General features: G+C 43.2%; 22 protein-coding genes, 3 pseudogenes and 1 riboswitch. Of the genes and pseudogenes, 9 read left to right on the forward strand and 16 right to left on the reverse strand.

The features are described from left to right. Window positions 1-103: 103 nt before the first annotated feature. Both ITG10_RS23555 and ITG10_RS23560 read right to left on the reverse strand, forming a co-directional pair. Window positions 104-2470: a tetratricopeptide repeat protein gene (locus tag ITG10_RS23555; protein WP_017632578.1), complete on the reverse strand. Its 2367-nt coding sequence runs from the start codon at window positions 2468-2470 to the stop codon at window positions 104-106. A gap of 207 nt (window positions 2471-2677) precedes the next feature. Then, window positions 2678-4220, reverse strand: a pseudogene (locus ITG10_RS23560) (arylsulfatase). A 346-nt stretch (window positions 4221-4566) separates the two neighbouring features. Here ITG10_RS23560 and ITG10_RS23565 point away from each other — a divergent pair. The 5 genes and pseudogenes from ITG10_RS23565 (at window position 4567) to ITG10_RS23590 (ending at window position 11141) form a co-directional block, all read left to right on the forward strand. Continuing rightward, on the forward strand, window positions 4567-6129 hold the full coding sequence (locus ITG10_RS23565; protein ID WP_017632577.1) for an arylsulfatase: 1563 nt from the start codon (window positions 4567-4569) through the stop codon (window positions 6127-6129). 325 nt (window positions 6130-6454) lie between these two features. Then, window positions 6455-7559, forward strand: a pseudogene (locus ITG10_RS23575) (cytochrome c peroxidase). Next, the gene (locus ITG10_RS23580; RefSeq protein WP_248386948.1) at window positions 7552-9939 is read left to right on the forward strand and encodes an ATP-binding protein; all 2388 of its coding nucleotides are present in this window, start codon (window positions 7552-7554) and stop codon (window positions 9937-9939) included. Before ITG10_RS23575 ends, ITG10_RS23580 begins: the two are co-directional and overlap by 8 nt. 13 nt (window positions 9940-9952) lie before the next feature. Next, entirely contained in the window at window positions 9953-10381 is a 429-nt protein-coding gene (locus ITG10_RS23585; protein ID WP_017632598.1) for a hypothetical protein, read from the forward strand. A 106-nt stretch (window positions 10382-10487) separates the two neighbouring features. Further along, window positions 10488-11141: a DUF2057 family protein gene (locus tag ITG10_RS23590; protein ID WP_017632597.1), complete on the forward strand. Its 654-nt coding sequence runs from the start codon at window positions 10488-10490 to the stop codon at window positions 11139-11141. Between the two features lie 86 nt (window positions 11142-11227). On the opposite strand, the gene ITG10_RS23595 is transcribed toward ITG10_RS23590, so the two are convergent. The 3 genes and pseudogenes from ITG10_RS23595 to ITG10_RS23605 all read right to left on the reverse strand — a co-directional run bounded on the left by ITG10_RS23595 (window position 11228) and on the right by ITG10_RS23605 (window position 13540). Then, window positions 11228-11386 (reverse strand): hypothetical protein, encoded by a 159-nt coding sequence (locus ITG10_RS23595; protein WP_017632596.1) that lies wholly within the window; start codon window positions 11384-11386, stop codon window positions 11228-11230. Between the two features lie 166 nt (window positions 11387-11552). Beyond that, the gene (locus ITG10_RS23600; protein WP_017632595.1) at window positions 11553-12269 is read right to left on the reverse strand and encodes a Crp/Fnr family transcriptional regulator; all 717 of its coding nucleotides are present in this window, start codon (window positions 12267-12269) and stop codon (window positions 11553-11555) included. Window positions 12270-12512: 243 nt separating this feature from the next. Then, window positions 12513-13540: pseudogene (locus ITG10_RS23605) on the reverse strand (adenosine deaminase). 89 nt (window positions 13541-13629) lie between these two features. Next, a riboswitch (purine riboswitch) is annotated at window positions 13630-13729 on the reverse strand. 187 nt (window positions 13730-13916) lie between these two features. Here ITG10_RS23605 and ITG10_RS23610 point away from each other — a divergent pair. Then, a complete protein-coding gene (locus ITG10_RS23610; protein ID WP_017632594.1) occupies window positions 13917-14699 on the forward strand; it encodes a LuxR C-terminal-related transcriptional regulator in 783 nt (260 codons plus the stop codon). A 137-nt stretch (window positions 14700-14836) separates the two neighbouring features. On the opposite strand, the gene ITG10_RS23615 is transcribed toward ITG10_RS23610, so the two are convergent. After that, the gene (locus tag ITG10_RS23615) at window positions 14837-15331 is read right to left on the reverse strand and encodes a GNAT family N-acetyltransferase (protein WP_017632593.1); all 495 of its coding nucleotides are present in this window, start codon (window positions 15329-15331) and stop codon (window positions 14837-14839) included. A gap of 161 nt (window positions 15332-15492) precedes the next feature. Beyond that, a complete protein-coding gene (locus ITG10_RS23620; protein WP_248386950.1) occupies window positions 15493-16485 on the reverse strand; it encodes a DUF2860 family protein in 993 nt (330 codons plus the stop codon). 203 nt (window positions 16486-16688) lie between these two features. Between ITG10_RS23620 and ITG10_RS23625 the strand changes: the two genes are divergently transcribed. Continuing rightward, window positions 16689-17186 (forward strand): fasciclin domain-containing protein, encoded by a 498-nt coding sequence (locus ITG10_RS23625; RefSeq protein ID WP_017632725.1) that lies wholly within the window; start codon window positions 16689-16691, stop codon window positions 17184-17186. Between the two features lie 129 nt (window positions 17187-17315). On the opposite strand, the gene ITG10_RS23630 is transcribed toward ITG10_RS23625, so the two are convergent. From ITG10_RS23630 to ITG10_RS23660, 7 genes are all read right to left on the reverse strand, one after another. Further along, entirely contained in the window at window positions 17316-17612 is a 297-nt protein-coding gene (locus ITG10_RS23630; RefSeq protein WP_017632724.1) for a hypothetical protein, read from the reverse strand. A 197-nt stretch (window positions 17613-17809) separates the two neighbouring features. Next, window positions 17810-18010, reverse strand: a complete 201-nt coding sequence (locus ITG10_RS23635; protein WP_017632723.1) for a hypothetical protein — start codon at window positions 18008-18010, stop codon at window positions 17810-17812. Between the two features lie 96 nt (window positions 18011-18106). Then, entirely contained in the window at window positions 18107-18571 is a 465-nt protein-coding gene (locus ITG10_RS23640) for a GNAT family N-acetyltransferase (RefSeq protein WP_017632722.1), read from the reverse strand. 82 nt (window positions 18572-18653) lie between these two features. Next, a complete protein-coding gene (locus ITG10_RS23645; protein ID WP_017632721.1) occupies window positions 18654-18872 on the reverse strand; it encodes a hypothetical protein in 219 nt (72 codons plus the stop codon). Window positions 18873-18939: 67 nt separating this feature from the next. Beyond that, window positions 18940-19254, reverse strand: a complete 315-nt coding sequence (locus tag ITG10_RS23650) for a cupin domain-containing protein (protein ID WP_017632720.1) — start codon at window positions 19252-19254, stop codon at window positions 18940-18942. Window positions 19255-19320: 66 nt separating this feature from the next. Beyond that, entirely contained in the window at window positions 19321-19824 is a 504-nt protein-coding gene (locus ITG10_RS23655; RefSeq protein WP_017632719.1) for a YgjV family protein, read from the reverse strand. Window positions 19825-19927: 103 nt separating this feature from the next. After that, window positions 19928-20758 (reverse strand): PhzF family phenazine biosynthesis protein, encoded by an 831-nt coding sequence (locus ITG10_RS23660; RefSeq protein ID WP_017632718.1) that lies wholly within the window; start codon window positions 20756-20758, stop codon window positions 19928-19930. Between the two features lie 395 nt (window positions 20759-21153). Here ITG10_RS23660 and ITG10_RS23665 point away from each other — a divergent pair, with 395 nt between their 5' ends. Beyond that, window positions 21154-22185 (forward strand): extracellular solute-binding protein, encoded by a 1032-nt coding sequence (locus ITG10_RS23665; protein WP_017632717.1) that lies wholly within the window; start codon window positions 21154-21156, stop codon window positions 22183-22185. Between the two features lie 3 nt (window positions 22186-22188). Then, window positions 22189-24588: a bifunctional diguanylate cyclase/phosphodiesterase gene (locus ITG10_RS23670; RefSeq protein ID WP_248386952.1), complete on the forward strand. Its 2400-nt coding sequence runs from the start codon at window positions 22189-22191 to the stop codon at window positions 24586-24588. A gap of 260 nt (window positions 24589-24848) precedes the next feature. On the opposite strand, the gene ITG10_RS23675 is transcribed toward ITG10_RS23670, so the two are convergent. Both ITG10_RS23675 and ITG10_RS23680 read right to left on the reverse strand, forming a co-directional pair. Further along, window positions 24849-25874: a GGDEF domain-containing protein gene (locus ITG10_RS23675; protein ID WP_248386954.1), complete on the reverse strand. Its 1026-nt coding sequence runs from the start codon at window positions 25872-25874 to the stop codon at window positions 24849-24851. 9 nt (window positions 25875-25883) lie between these two features. Then, window positions 25884-26339, reverse strand: coding sequence for a hypothetical protein (locus ITG10_RS23680; RefSeq protein WP_017632715.1), 456 nt, complete (start codon window positions 26337-26339; stop codon window positions 25884-25886). Window positions 26340-26515: the final 176 nt, after the last annotated feature.

Raw genomic sequence — 26515 nt, forward strand, 5'->3', positions numbered from 1 at the left:
TTAATTCAATCTGGCTGCGTACATCCTACTCACAAGCCCCATAACTATTAGTTATAAACACCATAGCCACGTCAATTCTGGCGCTTTATTTCAGCTCAGCTTTCTACTGACTAATCGCTTTCAATTGGTTAATCGCCTCCGGTGGCGCCACCTTACTCAATGACGAAATACATTGTTCAAACGCTTTTGCTGCGCCCGGTTTCTGGTAATTCCGCGCTAAGATTTCACACTGTGCATACAGGTGTTGTGGATTGCGGCTAAATTGGTACGCCTTGTGTAATGACTTATTTGCCGCAAGTACATCCGACTTCTCTAAAGCCAAACCATACACATACCAATATTGCGGGTCGGTTTGTGCGGTTTCTGCCGCTTGTTTTAGGTAGTTGGTTGCCTGTTTGTAGTCTTTCACTCGCAACATTGATAACCCTGCACTGTATGGCAGCACACTTGATTTTGGTTGCGCTTGAATGCCTTGTTTCAATGTCGCTAACGCTTTTGGTTCGTCGCCCAGTGCACGATACAAATCAGCCAAGTTGGCGTAGCTGTTTTCGAAGTAAGGCTCGATTTCGATAGCACCTTGATAAAACTCAATCGCTTTGTCGTGCTGACCTAAATCTCGGTAAACGTTACCTAAGTTCGTGCGGCCAAACCCTCTGTCAGCATTGAATTGTTGTATCTCAATGTACTCTTCCAATGCAGGCTTGATTTGGTCTTTCTGCAGCGGATTCATTTCTCCCCAGTAACGCACTAGCGCGCCTGCGGTTTCGGAACGAATCGACAATACAGAGTCCTTCAATAGTGGCTCTAGGATCTGCCAACGATCAGTGAATGGAAAACCGGACGAGCCTTGCACAACACCCAAGCGGATCATTTCATCATCGTGTTTCACCGCTCTTGCCAATGAGATGAGCGTATTCTTGCCCGTGTTGCCACCCAAGCGCTCTAAACTTGAAGCACGGATGATATTACTTAAGCTTGAGTCTTGAGCAGAATACGCCAATGCATCTTCTGCGCCTCTGTGCCCTATCGAATCAGCATAAAAAGCAACGGCAAAGTGTTGTTGGTTACGATACTTAGAATCTGGGAACCACTTACCAATTTGTTGATCGGCCCATTGATCTGTTTGGTCTTCATGACAGCTAGTACACACGTTCGGTGTTTTAGTGTGTTGGCTAATATCCGGCCGTGGGATATGCCAGCTGTGGTCACGCCTTGGATCGACTTCCATGTACGTCGTTTCTGGCATGTGACAAGTGGTACATTGTGAAGCTTCAGTATTGGCTTCATGGAATGTGTGCTTTTCAGGCGTGTATTCAGAGGCAATGTGACACTGGCTACACACGGCTTCTTCAGCAATCTTCAGTTCTGCAGTATGAGGATCGTGACAGTTAGTGCACGTAACGCCTTTCTCTGCCATCACTGATTGTAAGAAAGATCCGTAAACGTAATCTTCATCGTAGATTTGGCCATCGTTGTGGTAAAGCTCAGGGGTAATCAGGCTCAAGCGGTATTTATCAAAGAATGACCCATTGACGTGATCACCGGTTTCATTCAACTGAGTGCGTCGGCTGTGGCACTGGGCACAGGTTTGAACTTGGTTGGTATGAATGATGTCTTTTGGTTGCAGGGTTGAATTACCCTCTTGATAGATCCACTCTTTCACCGACTTCGACAAGTCACGGTCAAAACCGTAATACGCCGAGACATAGGCATCTTTTCCACCTTTAGCTTCGACTAGCTGAGCTTGCTCAACGTGCTCACTGGCAGGGCCATGACACGCCTCACAACCGACATTAATCTCCGACCAAGTAGTGTGGTAGGTATTACTTGCGCTGTCGTAGTTCTTTTCTAGGTTCGTTGAGTGGCAGTCTGCACACATGAAGTTCCAGTTCTGACCACTGTTGGTCCAGTAGAATTCATCCGTGTTGGTGGTATCTGGATAGAGGTGAAACCAACGCTGGCCGCCTTCTCCCTCACCACGAGAATCCCAAGCAAAAGGAATCAACTGAACACGCCCGTCTTCAAACTCAACCATGTATTGTTGAAGAGGTTCAAAGGCAAAGGTATAGCTGATTTTGTAATCTTTGAATTGGCCGTCTGGCCCTTCGATATTGAACCAAAATTCATCACCCTTTCGAAAAAAACGGTTGGGCTTTCCTTTATGAGTCACGGTTTGATCGTCGAAGTTGCCCAACACAGATTCATCGTCGGCGTGCTTCATCGCCATATCATGATGAGAACCTTGCCACGCTTCCACTTCTGCTGTGTGACAGTCGATACAAGCTTCAGATCCAACATACGTTGCTTTAGAGTTGGCATGCGAAGCTTCTGATCCAACGGATAAAGCCTGTTCATTGGCATGCGCATCGAAACTGAGCAGCGACAACATAGGTAAAGACAACATTGCGGATAATACTGCAACTCGCTGGTGTTTCAATCCGTTCACTAGCAAGCACAACCGTGCAGACATAACATTCCTTGTTTTTATACATCCTTATGCTTAATAAGGTAGACGCAAAAACAATGAATTTACAATTATTTAGTGGCAGTGAGCTTGATTGTTGTGACTCATATTCACGACTGGTATTTACTCATCGATATGCGCATAAAAAAAGAGCTCCTAGGAGCTCTTTGTGTTTTCAGTTTCATCAAGCTTTCAGTTTCAATAAACCAAAGCTTACTTGTTATGGTTCTCTTGGAGTTTTTCCATAACCTGATCCAAGCTAAAGCTTGCTGCTTTTTGACGTGGTGGGTATTCAGCAAATGTTTCTAAGAATTTGCCAACATACGCTTGAGCAGGAACAAACATATAAGCATGGTCTAACAACCAGTCGTAGTATGTGTTCGATGTGATATCTGCATTTTCGTATGGGTCCATACGCAGGTTAAACAGCTTAGGAAGACGCAACGTCACGAACGGCTCTGACCAAATCTGCATGGTACCCGTTGCACGCTGCTCCATGAACACCGCTTTCCATTGGTTGTAACGAAGCGCCGCTAAATCACCATCATCGGTAAAGTAGAAGACCTCATGACGACGACCTTTCTCTTCTTCACCGGTTAGGTAAGGAAGGAAGTTATAACCATCTAGGTGAACCTTAAACGTTTTATCACCCGCAGTATGACCTTTCAGCAGTTTCTCTTTGATTTGATCATCACCAGCGGCTGCAACGAAGGTTGGCATCCAGTCCATGTGGTGCATAATTTCGTTTGAAACGCTGCCCGGTTCAATCTTACCAGGCCAACGAACCATTGCTGGTACACGGTATGCGCCTTCCCAGTTGGTGTTTTTCTCACCACGGAACGGCGTTGTACCCGCATCAGGCCAAGAGTTCATGTGTGGACCATTATCCGTTGAGTAGAAAACAATCGTGTTGTCTTTGATTCCCAACTCGTCGACTTGTTTCAGTAACTGTCCAACGTGTCGATCGTGCTCTACCATCAGCGTAGTTACCAACGCCTGTCACACCTTTACTGTCCGCTTTCACGTGCGTTCTAAAGTGCATACGTGTAGCATTCCACCAAACGAAGAATGGCTTGTCGGCTTTCACTGCGCGATCCATAAAATGAAGCGCGGCATCGAGCGTTTCTTCATCGACCGTTTCCATACGCTTACGTGTTAATGGACCCGTATCTTCAATCTTGCCGTCAGCAAATGATTTGATAACACCACGTGGGCCAAATTTCTTACGAAACTCTGGGTCGGTTGGGTAATCTTCATTTTCAGGCTCTTCTTCAGCATTTAGGTGATAAAGGTTGCCAAAAAATTCGTCAAACCCGTGCGCTGTTGGAAGAAACTCATCTTTATCGCCAAGGTGGTTTTTACCAAATTGACCTGTCATGTAACCCATAGGTTTAAGCAGTTCAGCAATGGTTGCATCTTCTGCTTGAAGGCCAATATCTGCACCCGGCAAGCCTACTTTACTTAAGCCTGTTCTGAGTACACTTTGACCTGTAATGAACGTAGAGCGACCTGCGGTACAAGATTGCTCTGCGTAGTAATCCGTAAACATCATGCCTTCTTTGGCGATGCTATCAATGTTCGGAGTTTGATACCCCATTAAGCCAAAGGTGTACGCACTGACATTAGATTGTCCAATGTCGTCACCCCAAATGACGAGAATATTCGGTTTTTCTGCCGCGAATGTGGTGGTGGAAGCCGCCATCATCGCAGTACCCAAAATCGCTAATCGACGTTTGACGCCATATTTCGCTGTCATAGAAACCTCTTCGTTAGTTATTTGCATCCTGCCCTACAACGTATAGTCCATTTTTTGAACGATCGCGAGATTCGCTAAACTATTAATCTATTTGTCATTTTTCTTCACAGAGACGCGCACAACTGGGCGATAGAAATTACGTATATAAACATGATAAGGATCACACATGACGTTAGAGGGTAAATTGAGCAAAACAGACCAAAGCCCTAAGAATCAGAAGGTTATAATAACCCCATAACAATTAGTTATAACCACTATAAAAAGACACGATCGATTTTAGAGATTAATGTTTGCCCAACGATGTGTTGCTCTAACGCATTAATCTTTAAAGTGAATCGGAGTCCTTATGGGTACTAAAATTAATAAACTAGCATTAGGTGTTGGCTTATTAGCAGCTTCTTCAGCGGCAACAGCAGCAGAAAAACCAAACATTCTTGCTATCTGGGGTGATGACATTGGTGTATTCAACATCAGTGCATACAACAACGGTATGATGGGTTACGAAACACCTAACATCGACCGTATTGCTAACGAAGGCGCACTATTTACTGACCATTACGGTCAGCAATCGTGTACTGCTGGTCGTGCTGCATTCCTAACGGGTCAAGAACCTTTCCGTACAGGTCTATTAACTATCGGTATGCCAGGTTCTGATCACGGTATCCCAGATTGGGCTCCAACTATCGCTGACCTTCTTAAAGAACAGGGCTACATGACAGCTCAGTTCGGTAAGAACCACATGGGTGACCAAGACAAACACCTTCCTACAAACCACGGTTTTGATGAGTTCTTCGGTAACCTTTACCACCTGAATGCAGAAGAAGAGCCAGAGACATACTACTACCCTAAAGATCCTGAGTTCCGTAAGAACTTCGGCCCTCGTGGTGTAATCAAGTCTACTGCTGACGGAAAGATCGAAGATACAGGTCCTATGACGCGTAAGCGTATGGAGCACGCGGATGAAGAGTTCCTAGAAGAATCTCTAGCGTTTATGGAAAAAGCAGTGAAAGCTGACAAACCATTCTTTATCTGGCACAACACAACACGTATGCACGTGTGGACTCGTCTACAAGAAAAATACCAAGGTAAATCTGGTATCAGCATCTACGCTGACGGTATGTTAGAGCACGATGACCAAGTAGGTATCCTGCTAGACAAGCTTGATGAGCTTAAAATCGCAGACAACACAATCGTAATCTACTCTACCGATAACGGTGCAGAGACAGTATCTTGGCCTGATGGTGGTGCGACTTACTTCCACGGTGAGAAAGGTACAACTTACGAAGGTGGTATGCGTGTTCCTCAGCTAGTTCGCTGGCCTGGCACAGTCAAGCCGGGAACTAAGATCAACGACATCATGAGTCACCAAGATTGGATCCCTACTCTACTAGCAGCGGCTGGTGATGACAAAGTAGTTGAAAAACTAGCGTCTGACAAAGGTGCAACTTACAACGGTAAAAACTGGCGTGTACACCTAGATGGTTACAACTTCCTACCTTTCTTCGAAGGTAAAGAAAAGAAAGGCCCTCGTGATAGCATGCTTTACTTCTCTGCTAACGCTGAACTAAATGCTGTACGTTGGAACGACTTCAAGATTTCATTCGCTGTTATGGATGGTAACATCGTTGATGCCGTGCGTTTCCAACCAAACTGGCCTCAAGTAGTTCACCTACGTGCTGACCCATTCGAAAAAGCACCACACGAATCTGGCATGTACCTACGTTGGATGGCAGACAACATGTGGCTATTCGTACCTGTAGGCGGCAAAGTACAAGAGTTCATGAACACGCTACCTGACTACCCTATGCAGCAAAGCCAAGTGTTGAACCCTGGTAACTTCAACCAGAATGCTTACATGCTTCAAGGTAAACTTAAGCAACTAGAAGCGGCAGCAGCGCAAGCTAAGTAAGCCCTTCTAAACTAGACATGTAATACCGAAGCCGTGGTGACTGAATGTAGTAACCGCGGCTTTTCTGTATCTTCTACCTATCTATTCCAACTAAATTCTTCAATACCTAACCTACTCCCTATCAAACCTAAACGTCTGTCTATTCATCCAAAACTCTTAAACACAAAGACCACCAGCCTGTGGCTATGCCGACACCTCATCTTGCAACATCGAGTTTATGAAACTAGATTTATAGTGATACACCTATCATTCTCAAGGCAAATGAAGGTGAATTCAGACGGATTCTGAGTTGCCATTACTATCAAATTTAGATGGAACTAACGCTATGAAAACTTCTCATTTGGCTGGAATAAGCATAACTGTCATTTGCGTTTCAATCGCCATACTGGTTTATGACGCATCCTCGTCAAACATGCACACTTCATTCGAGCACAAAGAAAGTCACTCTCATCAAAGCGATCACCACAACTCTCACGCTTCAGCGGACACCTCTCATTCTGATATACAAGACCCTAAACAGGCGGCATTTTCAGACCAACAAATTTTCCCCATTCCGAATTCGACCGATATCGACCGATATCGACCATGAACTTGCCAAAATAGGCTGGGCGTTATTTAAAGATCCTAATTTGTCATCCAATCGAAGTGTCAGCTGCGAGAGTTGCCACAGCTTGCAAACCAACGGCGCAGAAGTGATTCCAGTATCTATTGGGGTAAATGGAGCGGGAATGCGTAATTCACTCACCGTATTTAACGCTGTATTTAACTATCGATTTTTTTGGGATGGCCGAGTAAATAACCTTTCCGATCAAATTGATGGCCCAGTGCACAACGTCGACGAGATGGATTCCAACTGGCAACACATTACTGACTATGTCTCGCGTTCAGAGGCTTATATCAACATGTTTGAAGACCAATCAACGCCCATTAATACAGCCACGATTAAGGCAGCACTCATCGAATTCATGCGCGGTTTAACAACGCCTCATTCCCTTTTTGACCAATATTTACGAGGCGACCACTCCGCACTTTCAGATGCAGCGAAACGAGGCTGGGAAACCTTTCAAGAGGTAGGCTGTATTCGTTGTCACCAAGGCACCAACATTGGAGGCGGCATGGTCATGCGATTTGGTTATTTTGGGTTATCGAAAACAGGTTCAGAACGAAGTGAAGACCAAGGTCGCTTTATGTTTACCGCTCAACCACAAGATAAGCATCTATTTCGTGTTGCTAGCTTAAGAAACGTGGCAATCACTGCACCTTATTTTCATGATGGTCAAACAGCAACACTCGAAGAGGCGATCAAAATCATGGGTGAAAGCCAACTCGGTAAAACGTTTGAAAAACAGACTATTAACGATATTAAAGTCTTCCTCGAATCCCTCACCGGTAACCGCCCTCAAATGTTAATGGAGTTTGAAAATGAATAAGATCAGACTCATATTTTTACTGTTTATATCGCTTTTCATCGGCTTAATTAGCTTTATTATGCTGACCTACTCCGAGCATGAAAAGGTCACCGAATATGGAGAGCCTATTCGTGAGTTAGGCCATGAAGTGTTAGAAATGCGTGATCACATCACTAATGCAGCGCTTGCGGGTGTTTCTAATCCTTATCAAATGTCTGCTGATTTGGTTGCCTTAGAAAGACAATTACAACAGCTCAGAGAAAGTTATCAAAGCGAAAACATCCACTCTACGTTCTTTAAACACTTACCAACAGCTCAATTATTGGAGCGCTTTTACGATGCTTCAATGGCGAATATAGATACGTTAGACAACCTAATAGGGTTAAGTGTGGCTCGTCAGTTTATTTTGCAATCTTTAACTCTACAACTTACAGGGGCTAGCCCTACTAATGCTGAGGTAAACAACGCAAATATCGATATTCAAAGCGAGCTGCTTGCGAGCGTGTTGATTGGGGGAACTGAAATTCAACATTCTGGTGTCAACTCCGAGCTCGCGAATCTTTATAAGACGTTTACCGAGCTCAACCAGCAGCAAAGCCAACTGCTATCTCAAGTACTTTCAGCACACAGCATGGAGTACATTGAACATATTGAGCATCAGTTTACTGATCTTCAAGACCAGCTTAAAAGCTTAATCGTTAAGCTTATTATTGTTCTGGCGTTACTGACTTTAGCATTCTCATTCACCATGTTTATCTTCAGAGTCTTCGAACTCAAGAGAAACAATCTCTTCTATCAAGAGGCTGCTGACAAAGCGGAAAAAGCCAGTGAAGCTAAGTCTCTATTCCTCGCAACCATGAGCCACGAATTACGAACCCCGATGAATGGTGTGTTAGGTATCGCACAAATCATTAAGGAAGATTCTCAAAGCGCCGACACTCGTAAACAAGCACAGATCATCATCGACTCAGGTCAACACCTCGTCACCATATTGAATGACATCCTCGATTTCTCTAAGGTTGAACAAGGAAAAATGGAACTCGAATACAGTCCATTCTCGGTAACAGACGTCGTGACGCATCTCGACAAAACCTTAACACCACTCGCGACGGATAAAGGCCTCGCTTTTACCATTAAAGATAACATCCCTGACAATATTCAGTTGATTGGTGATCCTGCACGTACACGTCAGATTTTATTTAATTTGGCAGGCAATGCCGTCAAGTTTACTGAGTCAGGAAAGATTGAAGTGGAATTTTTAATTGCACCCACTACCCCACCAAGTGTGAATATCTTAGTGACTGACACCGGTATTGGCATTGCAGAAGACAAAATCGACCATATATTTACGGCCTTTGAACAAGCCGAGCTATCAACAACCCGTAAGTTTGGTGGCACAGGATTAGGGCTTTCCATTGTTCAGCAGTTAGTCGAACTGATGGGCGGAACAATTAAGGTTTCCAGCCAACTTGGTTTGGGCACTCAATTTGGGATCTCTTTGCCGTTGGAAATGCACGAACTTGAAGAAAAAGTCGTCGACCAAACACCAACCAAAGTAAATGAAACGCTGGATGACTTCTCAGTATTGTTAGTTGAAGACAACAAGATCAACGCGATGGTGATTAGGAAGTTCTGTGAATCTCTAAACTTTACGGTTGAAAATGCCTACGACGGTTTGCAGGCCTTAGATAAGTTGGCCTCAAACCAATATGATCTGATCATAATGGACAATCACATGCCCAACATGAGCGGTATAGAAGCGATTCAAAAGATCCGTGACGAACTCAAACTCACCACGGTTATTTTTGCGTGTACCGCCGATGTATTCAAAGAGGCTCACGATGAATTCATCGTGTCAGGGGCAGACTTTGTACTCACCAAGCCGTTACAGAAAAACAGCTTACAAAACGCCATCAATGAGTTTCATCAGCAGTTTGAAGTCAACCGTTATCACTCGGCTAACGCACACAATCTTCCTGAAAAAACAAAAAGTAACATCACTATATTAACCCGACATCCCAAGAACAAACTACCACTCACAGAGGAAGAACTCTCCCGTAGCCAAGTGTTAGCAAACGATGAGCTCAAAACCGACGAGAAACTCAAATGCCTAATATCTCTCGTTACTGAACTAGAAAACGAAATCGATGAGTTGATAGAGCTATTCTCAGATGACCAGCCTAATGCTTTGTCCAGAACGCTGAAGGCCGTTAAAGCGATTGCAGCAAGATATGAAATGGGCGAAGTGCTTGAACTCGCAAGTTCAGCCGAACAGATAACCGATCAACACATCATGCCCGAGGCAGAATTGCTTCAACAACTGATCAATCGATTGATGGTCAATAGTCACCAAGCCACTCGGTTGATACACAAACTCCACCAGCAACGAAAAATGGGGTAAAGGAAGGTGTTACATGATTTGGAATTTAAGCTTACCTAGCACTGGCCCACACTTGTTCTTGGCACTTGGTGCAACCATCATTTTTGTGGTCGACTATCATGTACCTTTGGGCATAGCGATGGCCGTTCCTTACATTACGATAGTACTGCTGGCAGCAACAACGAAAGATCCAACTTCCACTGTCATGTGGGTGGTCGCCTGCACATTGCTTACCCTCATTGGCTACTACCTGTCTAGTACGGGCAGTGAAACCTGGTTCGTCGCCTTCAATCGCGTAATTACCATCTATGCTATTTGGATTTCGGCAATCGTTCCTATTTATGTATCTTTAAAGCCGCCTCAAGCGTCAACGGACGTCGATGAAGATGCTTTAACAGAAGATAAGCCATGTCCACACTCTCACCTGACTAGAAACCGCACAATAAACACGTTCAAAAACTAGGCTTAGGTTAAGTTTCGGTGAATTTTACCAAATCGAGACAAGGCAACTTGAAATACTTCTTTATGCATGCGAGTGTAGAACTACTCACCTAAATAACTGTATGACTATGAAAACATTACAATCCATTGCGCTGCTTTCGACAATTATCGCAGCACCACAAGTGTTAGCTGACGTAACAATTGAAGTTCCTTCTAGCGCTGATGCTCTCGTCGAAGTCTTAGCTGTAAATGAAGCTAAACCTGATCTTGAGGGTGGTTTTTTCTCTTCAAGCAAAACGATCACCGTTCCAGATGGCGTGAACCAAATCGTTTTCCAATATCAGCTTGCATTTAGCCAAGGCAACGACCGTGAGTTCGTCGATAGTGACGCAATTATCGCTACTTTTGACGCAACAGACACAACATTAACGTTCGATATGCCTAAGTTCCGTAACGCCAACGAAGCAAAAAAAGGCTTCCAAAACCTAGATTGGAAACTGGTTGATGAAAACCAAAATGCAATCAGTGTTAAGCAAGATAAGCTAATCAAAGATGGCATGCAGATCGGTCGTAAGTACCCGCAAGAAGCGAAAGAATACAACCAAAAAGGCGGTATCGCAGCACTTACAGTAGGTGCTAGCGCGGGCGTAGCGCAGCCAGTAACACTTCCAGCAAAGATTGACGCAAATGCGGCGAATACAGCTGAAGAAATGTTGTATTTCTGGTACGAAAAAGCGGATGCCGAAACAAAACAGAAATTTAAAGATTACGTGAACAAGTAACTCAATTTCTTAATTTTAAACGAAAGAAGCTGGCACACTGCCAGCTTCTTTTTTGTCTTTATCTAGATAATTTAGGGTCGTATAGTCTAAGCAGACTCAGCATATAGCACTTTGCCATCTACTCTAGTTGGCCATCCCAACGCTTTATACTCTTCAGCCAGTAAGTATGCACAGCGGCTAGAAATTCTTGTTTTAATCCAGTCACCAAGCCCCAATACTTTATATTCCAATACAGCCATTTTCATAACAATTTAATTCCGCTCTAATTCAATTTATAAATCTAGAGTGAACATTATAGGTCTTCTATTGTAATGTATGTTCCTAAAAGAACACTGTGCATAATTTTTTGTGAGATATTTATTAATCACTGCAAACTTAATAATCATAAGGCAAGATAATGCTGTGAGGGGTTCACACCTTAATCCCAGCAACTGGATCACGCATCATCAAATTCATTGGTGAAATACGCTCATACAAACCCTCAATATCGGTGATAAACACCTTCCCCCTTTGGATCTTCACTAAGCCCTGTTGCTCTATACCTTTGAGCACCTCATTCAATCTGGGTCTCGAGATTCCTGTAATGGTACTCAATTGAGTTTGTGAGATATTAATACTCACGGTCTCACCTGCAATATTGTTCTGGCGCGCAGCAAGTTCCAACAAGACGTAAATGGTTTTCTGCTCTTTTTCATGAATCGAGAATAAGTAAGCTTGCATCCAAATGGATTGTGCTCTGGTCCCACTATGCAGCAGCCATTTGAATACCATGCACTGCTCTTCTGCCAGTTCTAACACCTTCTCGGCAGGGAAAAGTACCATGGTAATAGGCTCTACCTCCTCTGCGACGGCAAATAAGTTGTATTCGGCATGAATTGTCAAAGCGCCCATCCAATCACCCTTACCTATCACGCCTCCAGAAAGGCTCTTCATGTTCTCAGTAGAAAAGCAGACCCCTGCAGAGCCGCTGAGAATATAAAAAACACCTGGCAGGTTTTGAAATTTTTTTGTGATCTCTAGGCTATGAATTCCTGTCTTGTAAACAGCAATCTCAACCAGTCTATCGATCAAGTCTTGTGGTAAATCACAAGGCCACTCAATTTGTTCACTGATTGTTGGGTCTAACAACGGTGCATTCCTCCTACGACAATCGCTATGTTTACGTCATACAGCCTTAGTGCTGCATTTTACACTCCTTATAAAGATAGTTCATTACAGATAGAACGAGTGTTTTTAGCAAAATAAAATCATATCTCTTAGTAAGTTAGGTTATTTCTTAGACTAAGAATTGCGTAAACCCAATATAAAAAAACGACCAACATATGTCAGTCGTTATAAGGCACTGTGCTTCAGAGTTTGGGCCGCCGAAATCTAAACGACAGGCGACTCAAAATCAGCTTTAGAAAGGTAGTCTTGAACGAGCTCACGATATTGCTGCTTTAATGGCGCTTCAATAAAGCTCGTATCTATCGCATTCAAACTAAACTGCGCCAACTCTTGGTGCGTCATCTCATGAGCTTGGCTAACAGCATTAAAGTTATCTGACATGTAACCACCGAAATAAGCAGGGTCGTCTGAATTGATCGTTACAGCCACGCCCTTTCTCAACAATTCGACAATGTTGTGGTCTTCCATCACATCGAATACACGCAATTTAATGTTAGCAATGGACACACGGTCAGCGGCATTTTCGTCTGAATCAATTCGGCAATCAAAGTGTCATTTGCCATGCACTGCACACCATGATCGACACGACTCACATTGAGCATCTCAATCGCATCGACGATGTTTTGAGCTGGTCCTTGTTCCCCAGCATGAGCTACCGTCAAAAAGCCCGCCTGTTTGGCTTGTTGGAATACGCGTTTAAACTTCTCTGGTGGGTGTCCTAGCTCTGAAGAATCGAGTCCAACACCAATGATTTTATTTTGATGCTCGAGCACATCGGCAAACGTTTGAATCGCGCTCTCTTCAGGCAGGTGGCGCAAGAAACAAGCGATAACTTGAGAGGTAATACCAAGCTCTTTTTGCCCCTGTTCAAGCGCACGATGAATGCCGTTAATGACTGTGTCGAAGGCAATACCCCGATCAGTATGCGTTTTTTGAGGATCAAAGAAGATTTCGGTGTGAATGACATTATCGGCTTTACAGCGATCTAAGTACGCCCAAGTTAAATCATAGAAATCTTGTTCAGTGCGCAGTGCATCCGCACCTTGATAATAGATATCCAGAAATGATTGCAAATCATCAAATTCATATGCGCGTCTTAGCTGTTCTGGGGATGAATAAGGCAGATCAATGCCATTGCGTTGAGCAAGTTGGAAAAGTAACTCAGGTTCGAGCGAACCTTCAATGTGTAAATGCAACTCTACTTTTGGAAGCCCTTGAATAAATGCGTTCATATTTCACCTACTATGGATTTTAGGTGTGCACTTACTCTGGATAATAGACAGGGATTTTATTGAACGCCATTACAAAGAGTAAGAACACAATTGTGATCTAAACCCTTCGTAATCAGCACTTTGCGGGAGCTGGTAGAGACCCCCAAACCATATCATTGGGGTTATACGAAGCAAACGGTTGCTACTATACATTGTTCAACAGAGATTTACAGGGTTCAACGGAGAATTACATAGCTCAACAGGGATTTCACTAACCAATGACTCAATAAAATCTTGAGGCTACTACCCTATTTATTCAGAACAACATTCGACGCTTGGGTTGACAGACTTTAGCTATTACCGCTATTTTTGTCTTAAACCCTCAATGACGGTCAATATGAAAGATAACCAATTCGATAGCTTTGAAGAACTCCTCTCCCACCAAACCAACATTTTGACCGCTTGCCAACCCAAAGATTTCGACAGCACTTTTGCCTTGCTGGCACGAGAAGCGCTTACTTGGTTTAAGCTCGACAGGCTCACCCTATTCCCAAACTCTATGATTCTTTTGGACACAGGTAAGAGCATTTCAGTGTCTAAAACAGATACCCCACCGCTTGAAATGGAACGCTTTCTAAAAGGTAACTATCTTGATTACCTTAAGCTTTTACGTTCAAAAGAGTGTTGGCAATTGTTTCCAGAAGAGACACTTAAGAACCACAAACTCGACCCGTTACGTGTACTATATGAAGAAGGTGCACATTGGCACGGCATTGTGAGCCTTTCGTTATTTGGACAACAATGGGGCGCTATCGGCTTCTCACGTTTCAACCGCTACGATACACCCATTGAAGCAGCGGATATGAAGCGCATCAAATTGCTCAGTGATATTTGGCTCTGCTTTTGGCAGCATTCTAAAATGACACGCAGTGTCACCAGCGATGAAGAAAACAACATCAATGAAAGTGAAAAGCTGCTGTTGCTGACCAAAAAGCAATGCACGGTTCTCACTCAACTGGCCCAAGGTTATACGGCAAAACAATGTGCGGAGATTCTGTTTCTGAGCCCAAGAACCATTGAATCCCACAAATACCGCATGTTAGATATTCTCGAGCTCGATAATCACACTGAACTGATTCAATTTGCACTGCGCAATGGCTTTGGGATCGACACTAAGTAACCCTGTCATCCAACGTACCTTCCCGAGCAATAGATGCCCCAGATAGCATAAAGCCCTAAACCATGAACAGTTTAGGGCTTTGAGCTATTGCTATCACTATTGTACTCGCCATTTCAAACCAGACGAATCGCCAACAATCAAAGGTAGTCAGATCTGATTCTCGACATCAACAACATATCAATGTATTTACCGTTTTTGAAGGTACTCAATCGCTTAGTACCCTCTAACTGAAAGCCTACGCGTTCGTACAAAGCTATTGCACCTTGATTATCGGCATGCACTTCTAATTCAAGTCGAACGAGGTTAAACCAGTTATCGGCCTGATTGATCGCTTCTTGCATTAACGCCTTACCGACCCCTTTACCATGGATGTCTGGGTGAATCGCAATCCCGAGGCCAGCATAGTGTCTATCTCGAACCTTGGTCGTCATAAATAAGGTAATGTGCCCAACAACTCTACCTGACACTTCAGCGACTAAAGTGAAATGGCCTGAGTGACCAAACAGTCGCTCCACTTGATCAGAGCTGAGGAAAGGCTTTTGTGAAGTGTTTTCTGACACTGATGGATGACGATAAATATCAAAAATATCTTGGTTGTCTGTGAGTTCTAGGTGTCTAATTTGTATTTCCAAAGCGCTTCCTTACTATCTGATCTTTTTAACTGAACGACTTTCATACTACGGATAGCAACGAGCACCTACAACCTTAAAGATTATAAGTGCTCGAAATAATTACATAGATAATAAACTCAACGAAATCTTAGCGTTATACAAGACTTCGGAAACTCTAATTTTTAGAACTTATAGTCGACACCAACGCTCGCGAGTACCTGCTCAGAATTATAGAAGTCGATATTGGAATCAATCGTTCTTAGGCCCAGTAAGGTGATAAACGACCAATCTTCATAACCCATCAATCCACCAAATTCATACGCTAAGAAGGCACCGTATTCGTTCTCTTCACGCGTTTTTCCATAAATCGGATTGGCTTCATCATACTGACGATCACTGGCATCCAATGTAACAACAAAGCCATGACGGCCAATTCTCTTCGCATAATTCAATTCGATACCATAGCTGTCAAAGCTCAGTGCGCCTCCTTCTGCATCTGAATTGAAATACACCATAGAAGGTACTAGCAACCCGGATTGGTTTGGCAATATAAAGCGATAACCTGCTTTAGCGTACAGATAGCTTCTTTCCCTATCTAACAGCGCTGCGTCTTGTGGCGCTATGGGTTGAGTACCTAGAGTGCCCGATAATTCATCATCAACATCAGATTCACCAATCGCGAAATCCGTTTGGAAGGCCGTTCCGCCAATGTTGGTCAGCTGTAGACGCCCTACATTACCTTTCATATCAGTTTCGTTTCGATTGACACCAACGGCGTAAGGATCCGACCAAGCCTTACCAGAGATAAGCGTTGGCAACACAGAGACATCTAAGATGGTGCCGCCAGAGAGTTGATGTCTGTAACCAATCTCAAACGCTATGGTACCGGTGGCGATATCCTCTCGGGTAGTACCGGCATAAACTTGGTGAGTTAAAGATTCACCAAAGGTGTATTGAACGGTTCCAAGAAAGCCAAGTAAGCCTTGGTTTTCACTGTCTCCTTCCATGGTATTGGTTGCTTGATTCGAGTTTTGCTCGGTACTCAGATTACTGCTGTCTGAATAGAAACCGGCCAAAACACTGAAGTTACCGCTGAAACCTTCACTTGGAGCAAGGCCACTATAAGCGGGCATTGAAGCAAATGCCGAAAACACAACTGGTAAAACAAACCTCATATTCACATCCGCCATTTGAATAATCACCCACTAACTATAAGTATCAAAATGGAATTATAACAAGTATTTAACGTGTATTTTTTATCCATCTGATGACTTTGGCTACTGAAGTAAGTGTCACCAAGGTGCAATAAGTTGATCTATCGCTTTTAGGCTTTCGTAATACCTCTCGGAAATAACAGACAAACTCAAAGGACTACAATATGTTTAATCATTTAAGCAAGACTCTGTCAGTATTGGTTGCAACGATTCTTTTCACAGCTTTTGCGCATGCGAATCATCACGGTATGAAGAAAGACATCGTTGATGTAGCAGTAGAAAATGGCTCGTTCACCACCCTAGTTGCGGCGGTAAAAGCAGCAGGCTTAGTAGATACATTGAAAGGCGACGGCCCATTTACCGTTTTTGCTCCAACCGATGAGGCTTTTGCAGCATTGCCAGAAGGAACGGTCGACATGCTGTTGAAACCAGAGAATAAAGACAAGTTAGTCGCAGTACTGACTTATCATGTCGTACCCGGGAAAATTATGGCGGCTGAAGTAATGAAACTGAACAGTGCAGTCACAGCCCAAGGTGAAGCTGTAATGGTGGGGATTGATCATGGCAGTGTGATGATCAACAAAGCCAAAGTCGTGATGCCAGACGTTGAAGCAAGCAATGGTGTCATCCACGTGATTGACGCGGTACTACTACCAAAATAACCAATAGTTAAAGTTGGTAATAAGCCTTCAGAAATTCTTTAAAGGGTGTGACTTATTCACACCCTTTTCGTATTTAGAGCCAACTGAGTTTCGTCATCAAAGAGTGCGAGCTTACTTTTACGAGTACAGTTAGACAAAAAAGCGCCCGAATATCAAAAAAGCCGCCATCGACACGACCTTGGTAAACACCACTACCCAAATACAGTCACCAATACTCGCGTGCGTTGCCTTCCCGAGAAGGAATACGAAAAGGATCAACCCGAGAGCCCACCCTACAGTTGGAATCAACGACACTAGAGCAACGATAACAGCGATGGTCAGAAGGGATTTAAAATCGGCAACAACAAAAGACATTTTCGAGGCAACGAACATGCAACATGCCGTGATTAAAGCGTCCATTGCAAACGCCAAAGCTTCTATTCCCACTTGGATTCCTTAATTAAGCTAAATCAGCCTGCATACTATATGCAACTCGGAAAAAGTTCTTAAGAACATGGTAAAAAAGCCACCAACAAATGTCGCAAATTTGAGAATTGCGAGAAATAAAAACCGGTCATTCATGTCGGTTATTTCTTATGTTTTTCAAACCCTTTGGTTAATGCTTCAGGACGAGCTGTATTCGTTTATTGATAGGAATCGGAGACATCTTTCTCTTCTCGACTGATACACAGCAGATACAGATTGATAACGACAGAAAAGAAAGAAATAACGACGACAAAGATCGGAAATAACCCTTCGAAGCCGAACTTCAAAGCCAATATCCCTGCCGCCAATGAAAGAGAGGAAATTAAGACGAGGATCTTATTACTAAGTACAATAATCATGAGCCACACTCCATGTAGTCTTATTAGTTTAGATTAGACCAATAAAGATGCACATAACTCGAAGTCACCGACACTATTGATGATTATCTCAGGCTACTAGATCACTTTCTCCATCACGTAATTCGTCAGTTTTACGCCTCGCATCTCGACTTCTTGCTCGTTCACAACCTTGAAGCCAAGATGTTCATAGAAAGGTCTGGCGGTAATACTTACCTCTGAGAAGTATCGAGAAACACCACGCACTCTTCCAACTGAAAATACGTGCTCCATCAAAGCTCTTCCTACGCCTTTGCCTTGATATTCATGATGACAGAAAAAATGGTCAATTAATCCACTCGGTTGAAGGTCTGTATACCCAACCACGCGCCCGTCTAATTCGGCCACAAAGGGTTGTATACGACGAAGACATTTCTCCCACAGTTCCGAATCGAAGTCACTTGGTGCCCAAGCCTCAACTTGTTCTTGAGAGTAATCGCGAACGTTAATGTTACGAACGGTATGAAAATAGATCTCCCATAGCGCTTTGCTATCACTAGGTTGGTAATTTCTGATTCTAACCACGACATACTCCTCTCATGTCTTTAGTGTTTTAAATGCATTTACGTATCGAACTAAACTGGTTATTGATAAGCGAATATCGAGGCTATACCACTCGTGTCACTGATGGATATTTTTCAGAGGCAAACTCATGGTAAATGTCTGCCAAATAACGGGCGAGCTCTTCCTCAGCTAAGTCTGATGGGATCACCACATCATAAACTCGAGAGCGTATCGACGTATCTGATTCACGATAAAGTAACCACTCTTCGCCTTTGCGTTGTATCGACATACTTTGATGGAAGACCTGAAATTTTAAAAACATGCGTGTTCCTTTGGCCAAAAAGATACATAGCTAGACAGCTAAATAGATTACTGCCTACGTTCACTAACTAACGATAAAATACAGCCAGCCAGATGGTAACAGCGTCTTTATCGGTTCCTTGAACCTTGTGCTTGTCTCTTGCAGCGATGTTGATGTAATCCCCTTTAGACAAGGTAACAACACGTCCATCTTCAAACTCAATCACGCCTTTCCCTTCGATCACCATCACCCACTCGTGTTCGTCTTGGTCATACCAACCTTCCTCAGGGGAGCTGTGTCCATGTGACAGAATGCGCTCAATTCGAACATTGTCATTACTAATGAGATCTGTGAACACCTCATTGGGTAACGATGAAGGGATATCAGCGTGGATATTGGGCATCGAGCTCTCCTAGTTCTTTAATCATTGTCATACGGTGAGTTTATTGCGTTACAACAGGCTCAAACTCTAAGCTATCGCATTCTTTTTGAAGTAAAAGCGGTAATAGCCGACCAAGTTACTGCAAATAAACAGCGCTTCCATCACCACCGCCGTTGGAGAGCCAACCAGATAGTTATGGACCAACCAAAAGCTGGTTCCGATGATCATTAGCTCTCTTAATCGACGGTCATCCTTATTAAACGCAGCAAAGGTTTGAAACACAGAAGCAAAACAACTCAATATGCTGGTCAGCCCAGAGTACGTGACTGCTGTCGCCACCATAGACATGGAACAGAACAAATACTTAAACTTGGACGAGGTAGAGAACACACTCGTCAAATAACGAATCGTGGCAATCGTCATTAAGCTTGCCGCCGTCCACTGCTCTAATAAAATAAAGTGACTTGAAATTAACACGCCCGCAAAGAACAAACACGTGACGATTTTCTTCCTTTCCTTGAACTGGAATGACAAAAGATCAAAGCAAATCGCAATAGCGACTAAGACTTGAGATAGATAAAACGCTGACACAATGATTCCTTCAATAATAACTCACGCCCTAGCGGCCTCGTTTAATCATCAATAATCGAACGGACTTGCTTGATGCGCTCAAACAGATACAGCCAATAACGCCTTAAACCTTTAACACACCACTGATCACCGTCGTAGCAGAGCCAATAAGCTTTATGCGCCCATTATCCAATAATTCGGTCGACATGTACCCACCACGGCGTGATGCCTGATAAGCACTGAAACTGCATCTGTTTAACTTCTCAGCCCAATGCTGCGTAAGTGCGCAATGCGCTGAGCCAGTAACCGGGTCCTCATTAACACCCACCCAAGGAGCAAAGTAACGAGAAACAAAGTCGAGATCAGGATTCGACGACAGTGCCGTTACAACAACACCTCGCCCCTTCATACCTTTCAAGGCATCAAAGTTGGGTGCCAGCGCCAACAACGCGTGTTCGTCAGTCACTTCGATTAACTGCTTAGAATCAAACTCTCTAAACGAAACCACTTGATCCAGTGATAGGCCAAGATGCTCTAACAATGCGAGGTTGGGTTCAGAGTTCGAAGATAACTGATTCAAAAATAGTTGGTTCGAAGATAATTGGGTGCTAGGGAAATCAAGCTCAATAGACGATTCACCAACTGTGGCAGATAACTCTCCAGACAAGGTATTAAACGCTACACTGTCACCTGATTTTACCAAGCCTTGTTCTTTCATTACATGGACAGTCGCTAAGGTGCCGTGCCCGCACAACTTCACCTCCGCTTCAGGCGTAAACCACTTAAGTGTCATGCTGTTAAGCGCAAGAAAAGCCGTTTCTGAAACCGCCATCTCTTCTGCAATCGAAAACATTAATGACTCATCCAGTAGTTCAGGGGAAATACAAACCCCGGCTGGGTTTCCTTTGAACGCTTGAGTTGTAAATGAATCTACTTGGTATATCTCTAAATCCACAATGATTCCTTCCTTGTGCCGACATGATTTATGTATTGTTCACCACAATAAGCACAAACACTCTGTGCTACAAGTCATTAGCAGTGACTTTATTGATACTTTTCAACAAAGAACAGAATACTAAACAAAGAGTTATAGAACACCTTATGGTTAAAAAGAAAGACAATGGACCAAAGATAAGCTTGAGAAGCATACCAAATGACAAACGCTATCTACTCTTTGTACTAAATGAGTAAATCTTGGGTTATGTCTCTTTTATCTCTTAGTCTCAAAGATGAACACTAGGGATTCGCATGCAATGCATTAGGTTGTACTAAAATAAGAAGCGTAAATTTGAATCATGTTGCAGATTTTGGGCTACGATTTAGTTATCACGTACGAAAGGGAATCCGTCAGTGAAAGCGTTTTGTGTTTCAATTCTCGCGTCTACATTCTTTTTAACTGCTCCTGTATTCGGCCAACAGCAAGATATTTATCTCTACAATTGGGATAAATTTTTATCTGACAGTGTCGTTACCCAGTTAAGGGACACCTATGGCATCTCGCTTAAGCAACAATTCTTCTCTGATGAGTCAATTAGAGATGAAGTTTTATTAAGTGAACGTCGCGGCGCTTTTGAGTTGGTCATCGTCGAAAGCGTGAAACTCAAGGCATTAGCTAAACAAAACCTGTTCCATAACCTAAGTGACTTACAACTATCCATTGAAAGCAATTTTGATCCCAGATGGGCGGACGGGTGTGGTGAATATGGTATTCCTTACGCTTGGGGAACATCCGGTATCCTATATCGCAGTGATAAAGTCGCCGCCCCAGAATCTTGGATAGCCATTCTTGAGCCTGACTCAAAAGTCAGTGGCCGTATAAGTATGTACTACGACCCCACAGACTTGGTAAGCACTGCACTATTGTTCAATCGATTTAACCCCTTTACCAATAACGAACAAGAACTTCGGATCGCGTACAAAACACTGCAACTGCAAAAACCACATCTTGAAAGTAATGAGTATGTCATTGACCATATCCACCAGCTAGAGCGCCTAGCCAATATCGACCTCGCGTACGGATATTCCGGTGACAGCTATGTGCTAAACGATGCCGAGCCTGAGGCATCTTGGGCCTACACGGTTCCTCAAGAAGGAACAACCTTATGGTTAGAGTGTATGGCCGCAATTAACAACGGAGAGCTCTCTACACAGGCAACCACGATCCTCTCCTTCTTATCGCAACCCGAAATAGCCGCTCAAAACGCAATGGATTCATGGTTTGCGACGCCAAGTTCAAAAGCAAAAGCACTCACTTCTCAGGAGTATCAAAACGATCCCGAACTTTTCCCGAGTAAAGCAGTATTAGATCGCAGCTACCTTTATCAGCCGTTAGAACCGAGTAGCATTCAAATTCGCAATCGTATTGTCGACAGTTTGAGATAACTCATGCCAGTATTGAAGAAGCTCTATTTTGTACTTTTACCAACTCTAATATTTGTGTTCCTAATAGCAGGAATAGTGACGTACAACTTCGCATCAGATCACGCTAAGCACATGTATTTGGACAAGGTGCAATCTGATGTGAACACCGCTTTAGTCGCGGCGGAATACGAGCAGCTCGGCTTGTCCTTACTGGTTAAAGATCTCGGTTCTTCATTGCAATTTCTCCGCTATATTCAAAACCCAGGCGACTACACGAATCTATCGCTATTGGAAAAACGAGTACTTCGTGTATTAAGCCAGAATCACGTAAATCAATTCGGACAACGCAATGTCTATATTGTGGATCCTAAGTTCAAATTGACACTCTCCACTCTCAGAGCCGATCCTTTCGAGGGGCTAAAAATCCCTGATAAGGTTTACGAAAGAGTCTTCGACATATACACCTCGTTAATCAGCAAGAATGAACTATCCTACGATGGCTTCTCTTATATCTCGGTCAGTGGCGAGCTCAGATATGCGTATGTTGCTGCAATTGACCCTTACCTCCTCCCTCAAGACAAACGTGCAACCAACAGTTTAAATCGCTACATCTTGATTGCAGACGGACCTCTGATACAACTCTCTAGCCTGCTTATCAAATACAATGACGATGACAATATTCAGTTTCTAATCGAGCCATCCTCAGACGCTGCCAACATTGAAAATACCCAGTTTGTTATTAAATCAATAGAACAAACCCCAGAGAGTATCAATGTACAGTTGACTAGCCGACACCTCATTGCTCAAGTGAACATTCGAGAGCAAAAATTCAATTACGAGAAAGCCATCATCGCTAAACAAACCTTTCTCGTTTGCTTTGGTACTCTGTTTACTATCATGTTGATTGTGCACTTAGTGGTTCGCTACCAACTTGTGCGCCCACTCAAAGATCTGTTACATGAGATATCAATCGGTGGGCTCAAGCTTAGATACTTCAAACGTTCATCAGGACAGAGTGAAATTGATGGATTGAAAAACGCCTACATCGACTCCTTAACAGAGCTGAAATTCGAAGCCGAATTCGACCAACTAACCAAGCTTGCTAACCGACGCTCTTTCATCAGACACCTCGATGTACGCCTAAAAAGCTCAATGAACCCACAATGCTATGTCGTTTGTTGGGACATCATCGACTTTCGTAAAATCAACGATCTCTATGGAGCAAAAGTTGGTGATAATGTACTGATAAGCTTAGCTAAAGCACTGAAAGAAACGCTACAAAACCAGCAAGTATCTTTGGGCTTTAGTTGCAGTGATTACTCTTTAGCTAGACTAGGAGGAAACCAGTTTATCGCGATTTTAGAGACGGATAAGCATCAACTGATAAACGAGGAAATTGAGAACATCAACAATACGCTGACGGGTACTACCTTCCTTGACTACTATGGGTTCCGACTATCGCTCGCAACAGGCGTTTTGCCGCTCGACACACCTAAGTTCGAAAATATTTGGCACCGATGCATAGATGAAATGTTGGCTAACGCGAAGTCTCATAGCGATGGGGAAAGTCGCATTGTTTACGGTGAAGAGTTGTTACATACCTTGAAGCGCCATGACGTTGTAGAGAAAAGACTCTTAGAGTGCTGCGAAAGTGACAACTTTGAACTTCGCTTTATGCCTATTTTTAACGCCAAGACACTTCAGATAGATGGCGCAGAGTGCCTGATTCGTTGCCCAGCTTTATTTGATATCGATGCTGGACCTGAAGAATTTATCCCAGTTGCTGAAAAGAGTAACCTTATTGCTAGGCTCGACATGTGGGTCATTAGCACCGCTATCAAAAGCTATAAAGAGCTTTCAGAACTTCATAACTACAAGGGCACTCTGTCGATTAATATTTCGGCGATGGAGCTCTACAACCGTAATTTTTCCGACAACATCCGTAAAGTACTCGAACGTTATCAAGTACCACCTGGCAATATTATTATAGAGATTACCGAGACCAGTTACGTGAAAAGCACCAAGCTTACGGTGCAAACTATCGAGAGCCTCAGAAGCTTAGGTTTAAAGGTCTCCCTTGACGATTTTGGTACCGGCTACACAGCGTTTAACCAACTTCTCCACTACCCTGTGGATGAGCTCAAAATTGATAAGAGCTTTATCGATAATATGGTAGACGACAAGGCCGACCGCAAGATGGTCGAATCTATGGTTAACTTAGGCCACTCTTGTGACACGTTAGTCGTCGGAGAAGGTGTTGAGTCTATAGAACAGTATCATTACCTCAGAAAAGCCAACTGTGACCTAATACAAGGCTACTTCTTCAGTCAGCCACTCACTTATCTGGAATTCATCGACTTTGTTCTAAACCATAACCCTCAAGCGATTTTGAATCCGAAATCCGTTACCAGATCGAGTGCTTAAAACGAGTCGTTGCACGGAATCATGATTATTAGTCATAAGTAAGCAACCTTTCATGATAGACAATAGCCTCTCCCAGCCTTTAACCCTGCTAAAACGCTCAAAGCCACCTCCACAGCCTTAATCAGTATCTGAGCTCTACGTGGGTTCAGCATTGAATAGGAGGCAAACAAAGGATGGGAAAAACCATGTTAATGAATAGGAAGAATGGTGAGCAGAAAGCAATTAAACGTAACGTTCTGACTTTGGGCTAATGCGGGAGATTAGCTCTGCATTGTCGTTAATAGCTCCATCATATCTTTAGAGCTGATATTCTTCTTATGCCTGACTACAGCGTCAATCATCAATTCTAAATTGCCCGCAGAGATATAATCCTTAAGCACGTCATTGAATTTTTTCTGTATCTCATCACTTGTGTACAATTGCTCAGGAATGAAGAATAGAAACTGGCTGCCACTACTACGAAACGAGATCGTACTTTCCGGTACCTTTGCCGTCAGGGACTTAGCCGCTGAACTCACCACCAAGTCTCCATATTCAAGTCCATACTTTTGGTTTATCTCATTGAGGTTTCTAATTCGTACAAAGTAGAGGTCGAAATTACCGTTTGTTGGATAGCTGTTCTTAACAAACTGCATGAGCGAGACTCGATTGCGAAAGCCAGTAATGAAGTCTGTAGAATGAAGTTTTCGTTTGATGGCAAAGTCGAGATAGAAAATGATGCCTGTCATCAACAAAACCAACACAAGAAAGACACTGCTGATTTGATGAACAACAACAAATTTGCCTACCATGGACGTATTTTCTTCGATAACTGGGCTTTGTAATCGAAACTTTTCGTTAATAAATTCGACCAGCGTGGTATAGCAAATATCGACTTTCTTCTGCAGCGATTCTTTTGGTAATTGCCCTGTACTGACCAACTTGATTGATGATTCTAACGACTTAAACTTTTCAAACTCTGCGGTAAAGTACGGTTTAAAGTTTGCTGAGCGAATAAAATTGGACGATTCAGTGCTGTTGATCAGGATATCAAAACGACTCCATGTAATGTCATAAGCCAACCAAAGTTCATCATAATCGATCGTCTTTGCGTGGCTAACCATCAAGAAGTTTGCATACTCTTTGACGAGTTGAAAAACAAACCAAGTGGCCTCATTTTGGCGGTTAGAAAAGCTCTTGTTGATGTCATTAATTCGAGTGACACTGTAGATATTGACGGATAGAACAACCACGGCCAAAGACAAAACAACGACTTTGATTGCGGCCATAGACAACAGCTTCTTCATAATTAGCCTCTACAGATGAATATCACGAATCTGCCAAATCATCTTGGCATGGAAATCAGGGGTGTTGGTCTCAGGGTTCGCAGAGATTGGATATATCAACCAATAAGGGCCTTTCTCTCTCACAGACATAAACTCACCATTCTTTTTGATCGCAATGATTGGTTGATAGGTATCGAAATCTTCTTTAGGCACGGCAATTTTATAGTCATTCAATGCCACGAAAGTAACTTGCGGTGATATGGGTAAATCCATATCTTCAAGCACCGCTTGTAACGTCACACCACTATATACGGTCAGACCCTCAACCCATGGCAAGGTGGTGGTAATTTCTGTCTGAGGAAGTGTTAGGAGTTGTTCTCTACTTAATGCATGCTTTTTACCGGAGTGGTCGAACACAGTTAACTCTGACGCTGCAAAAATCGAAAACGAGCAAAACCAGAGTACAAACAGGGATACAGTTCTCATTCTAAACTCCATTTAAAAAGGTCACTAATTTGAGTCTAGTCTAAAATGACCATTTAACTTGTATCGATACCACTCGGATTGAAAGGTATCGCTTTGTGCCAAGCCCCAAGCATCCAATCAGTCTCATCAGGTTATCTTTCCTTTCGTTCTTCGACCGCCACAATTGTTCAATAGTC

This window comes from Vibrio sp. ED004 (genome assembly GCF_023206395.1).
Lineage (GTDB): Bacteria > Pseudomonadota > Gammaproteobacteria > Enterobacterales > Vibrionaceae > Vibrio.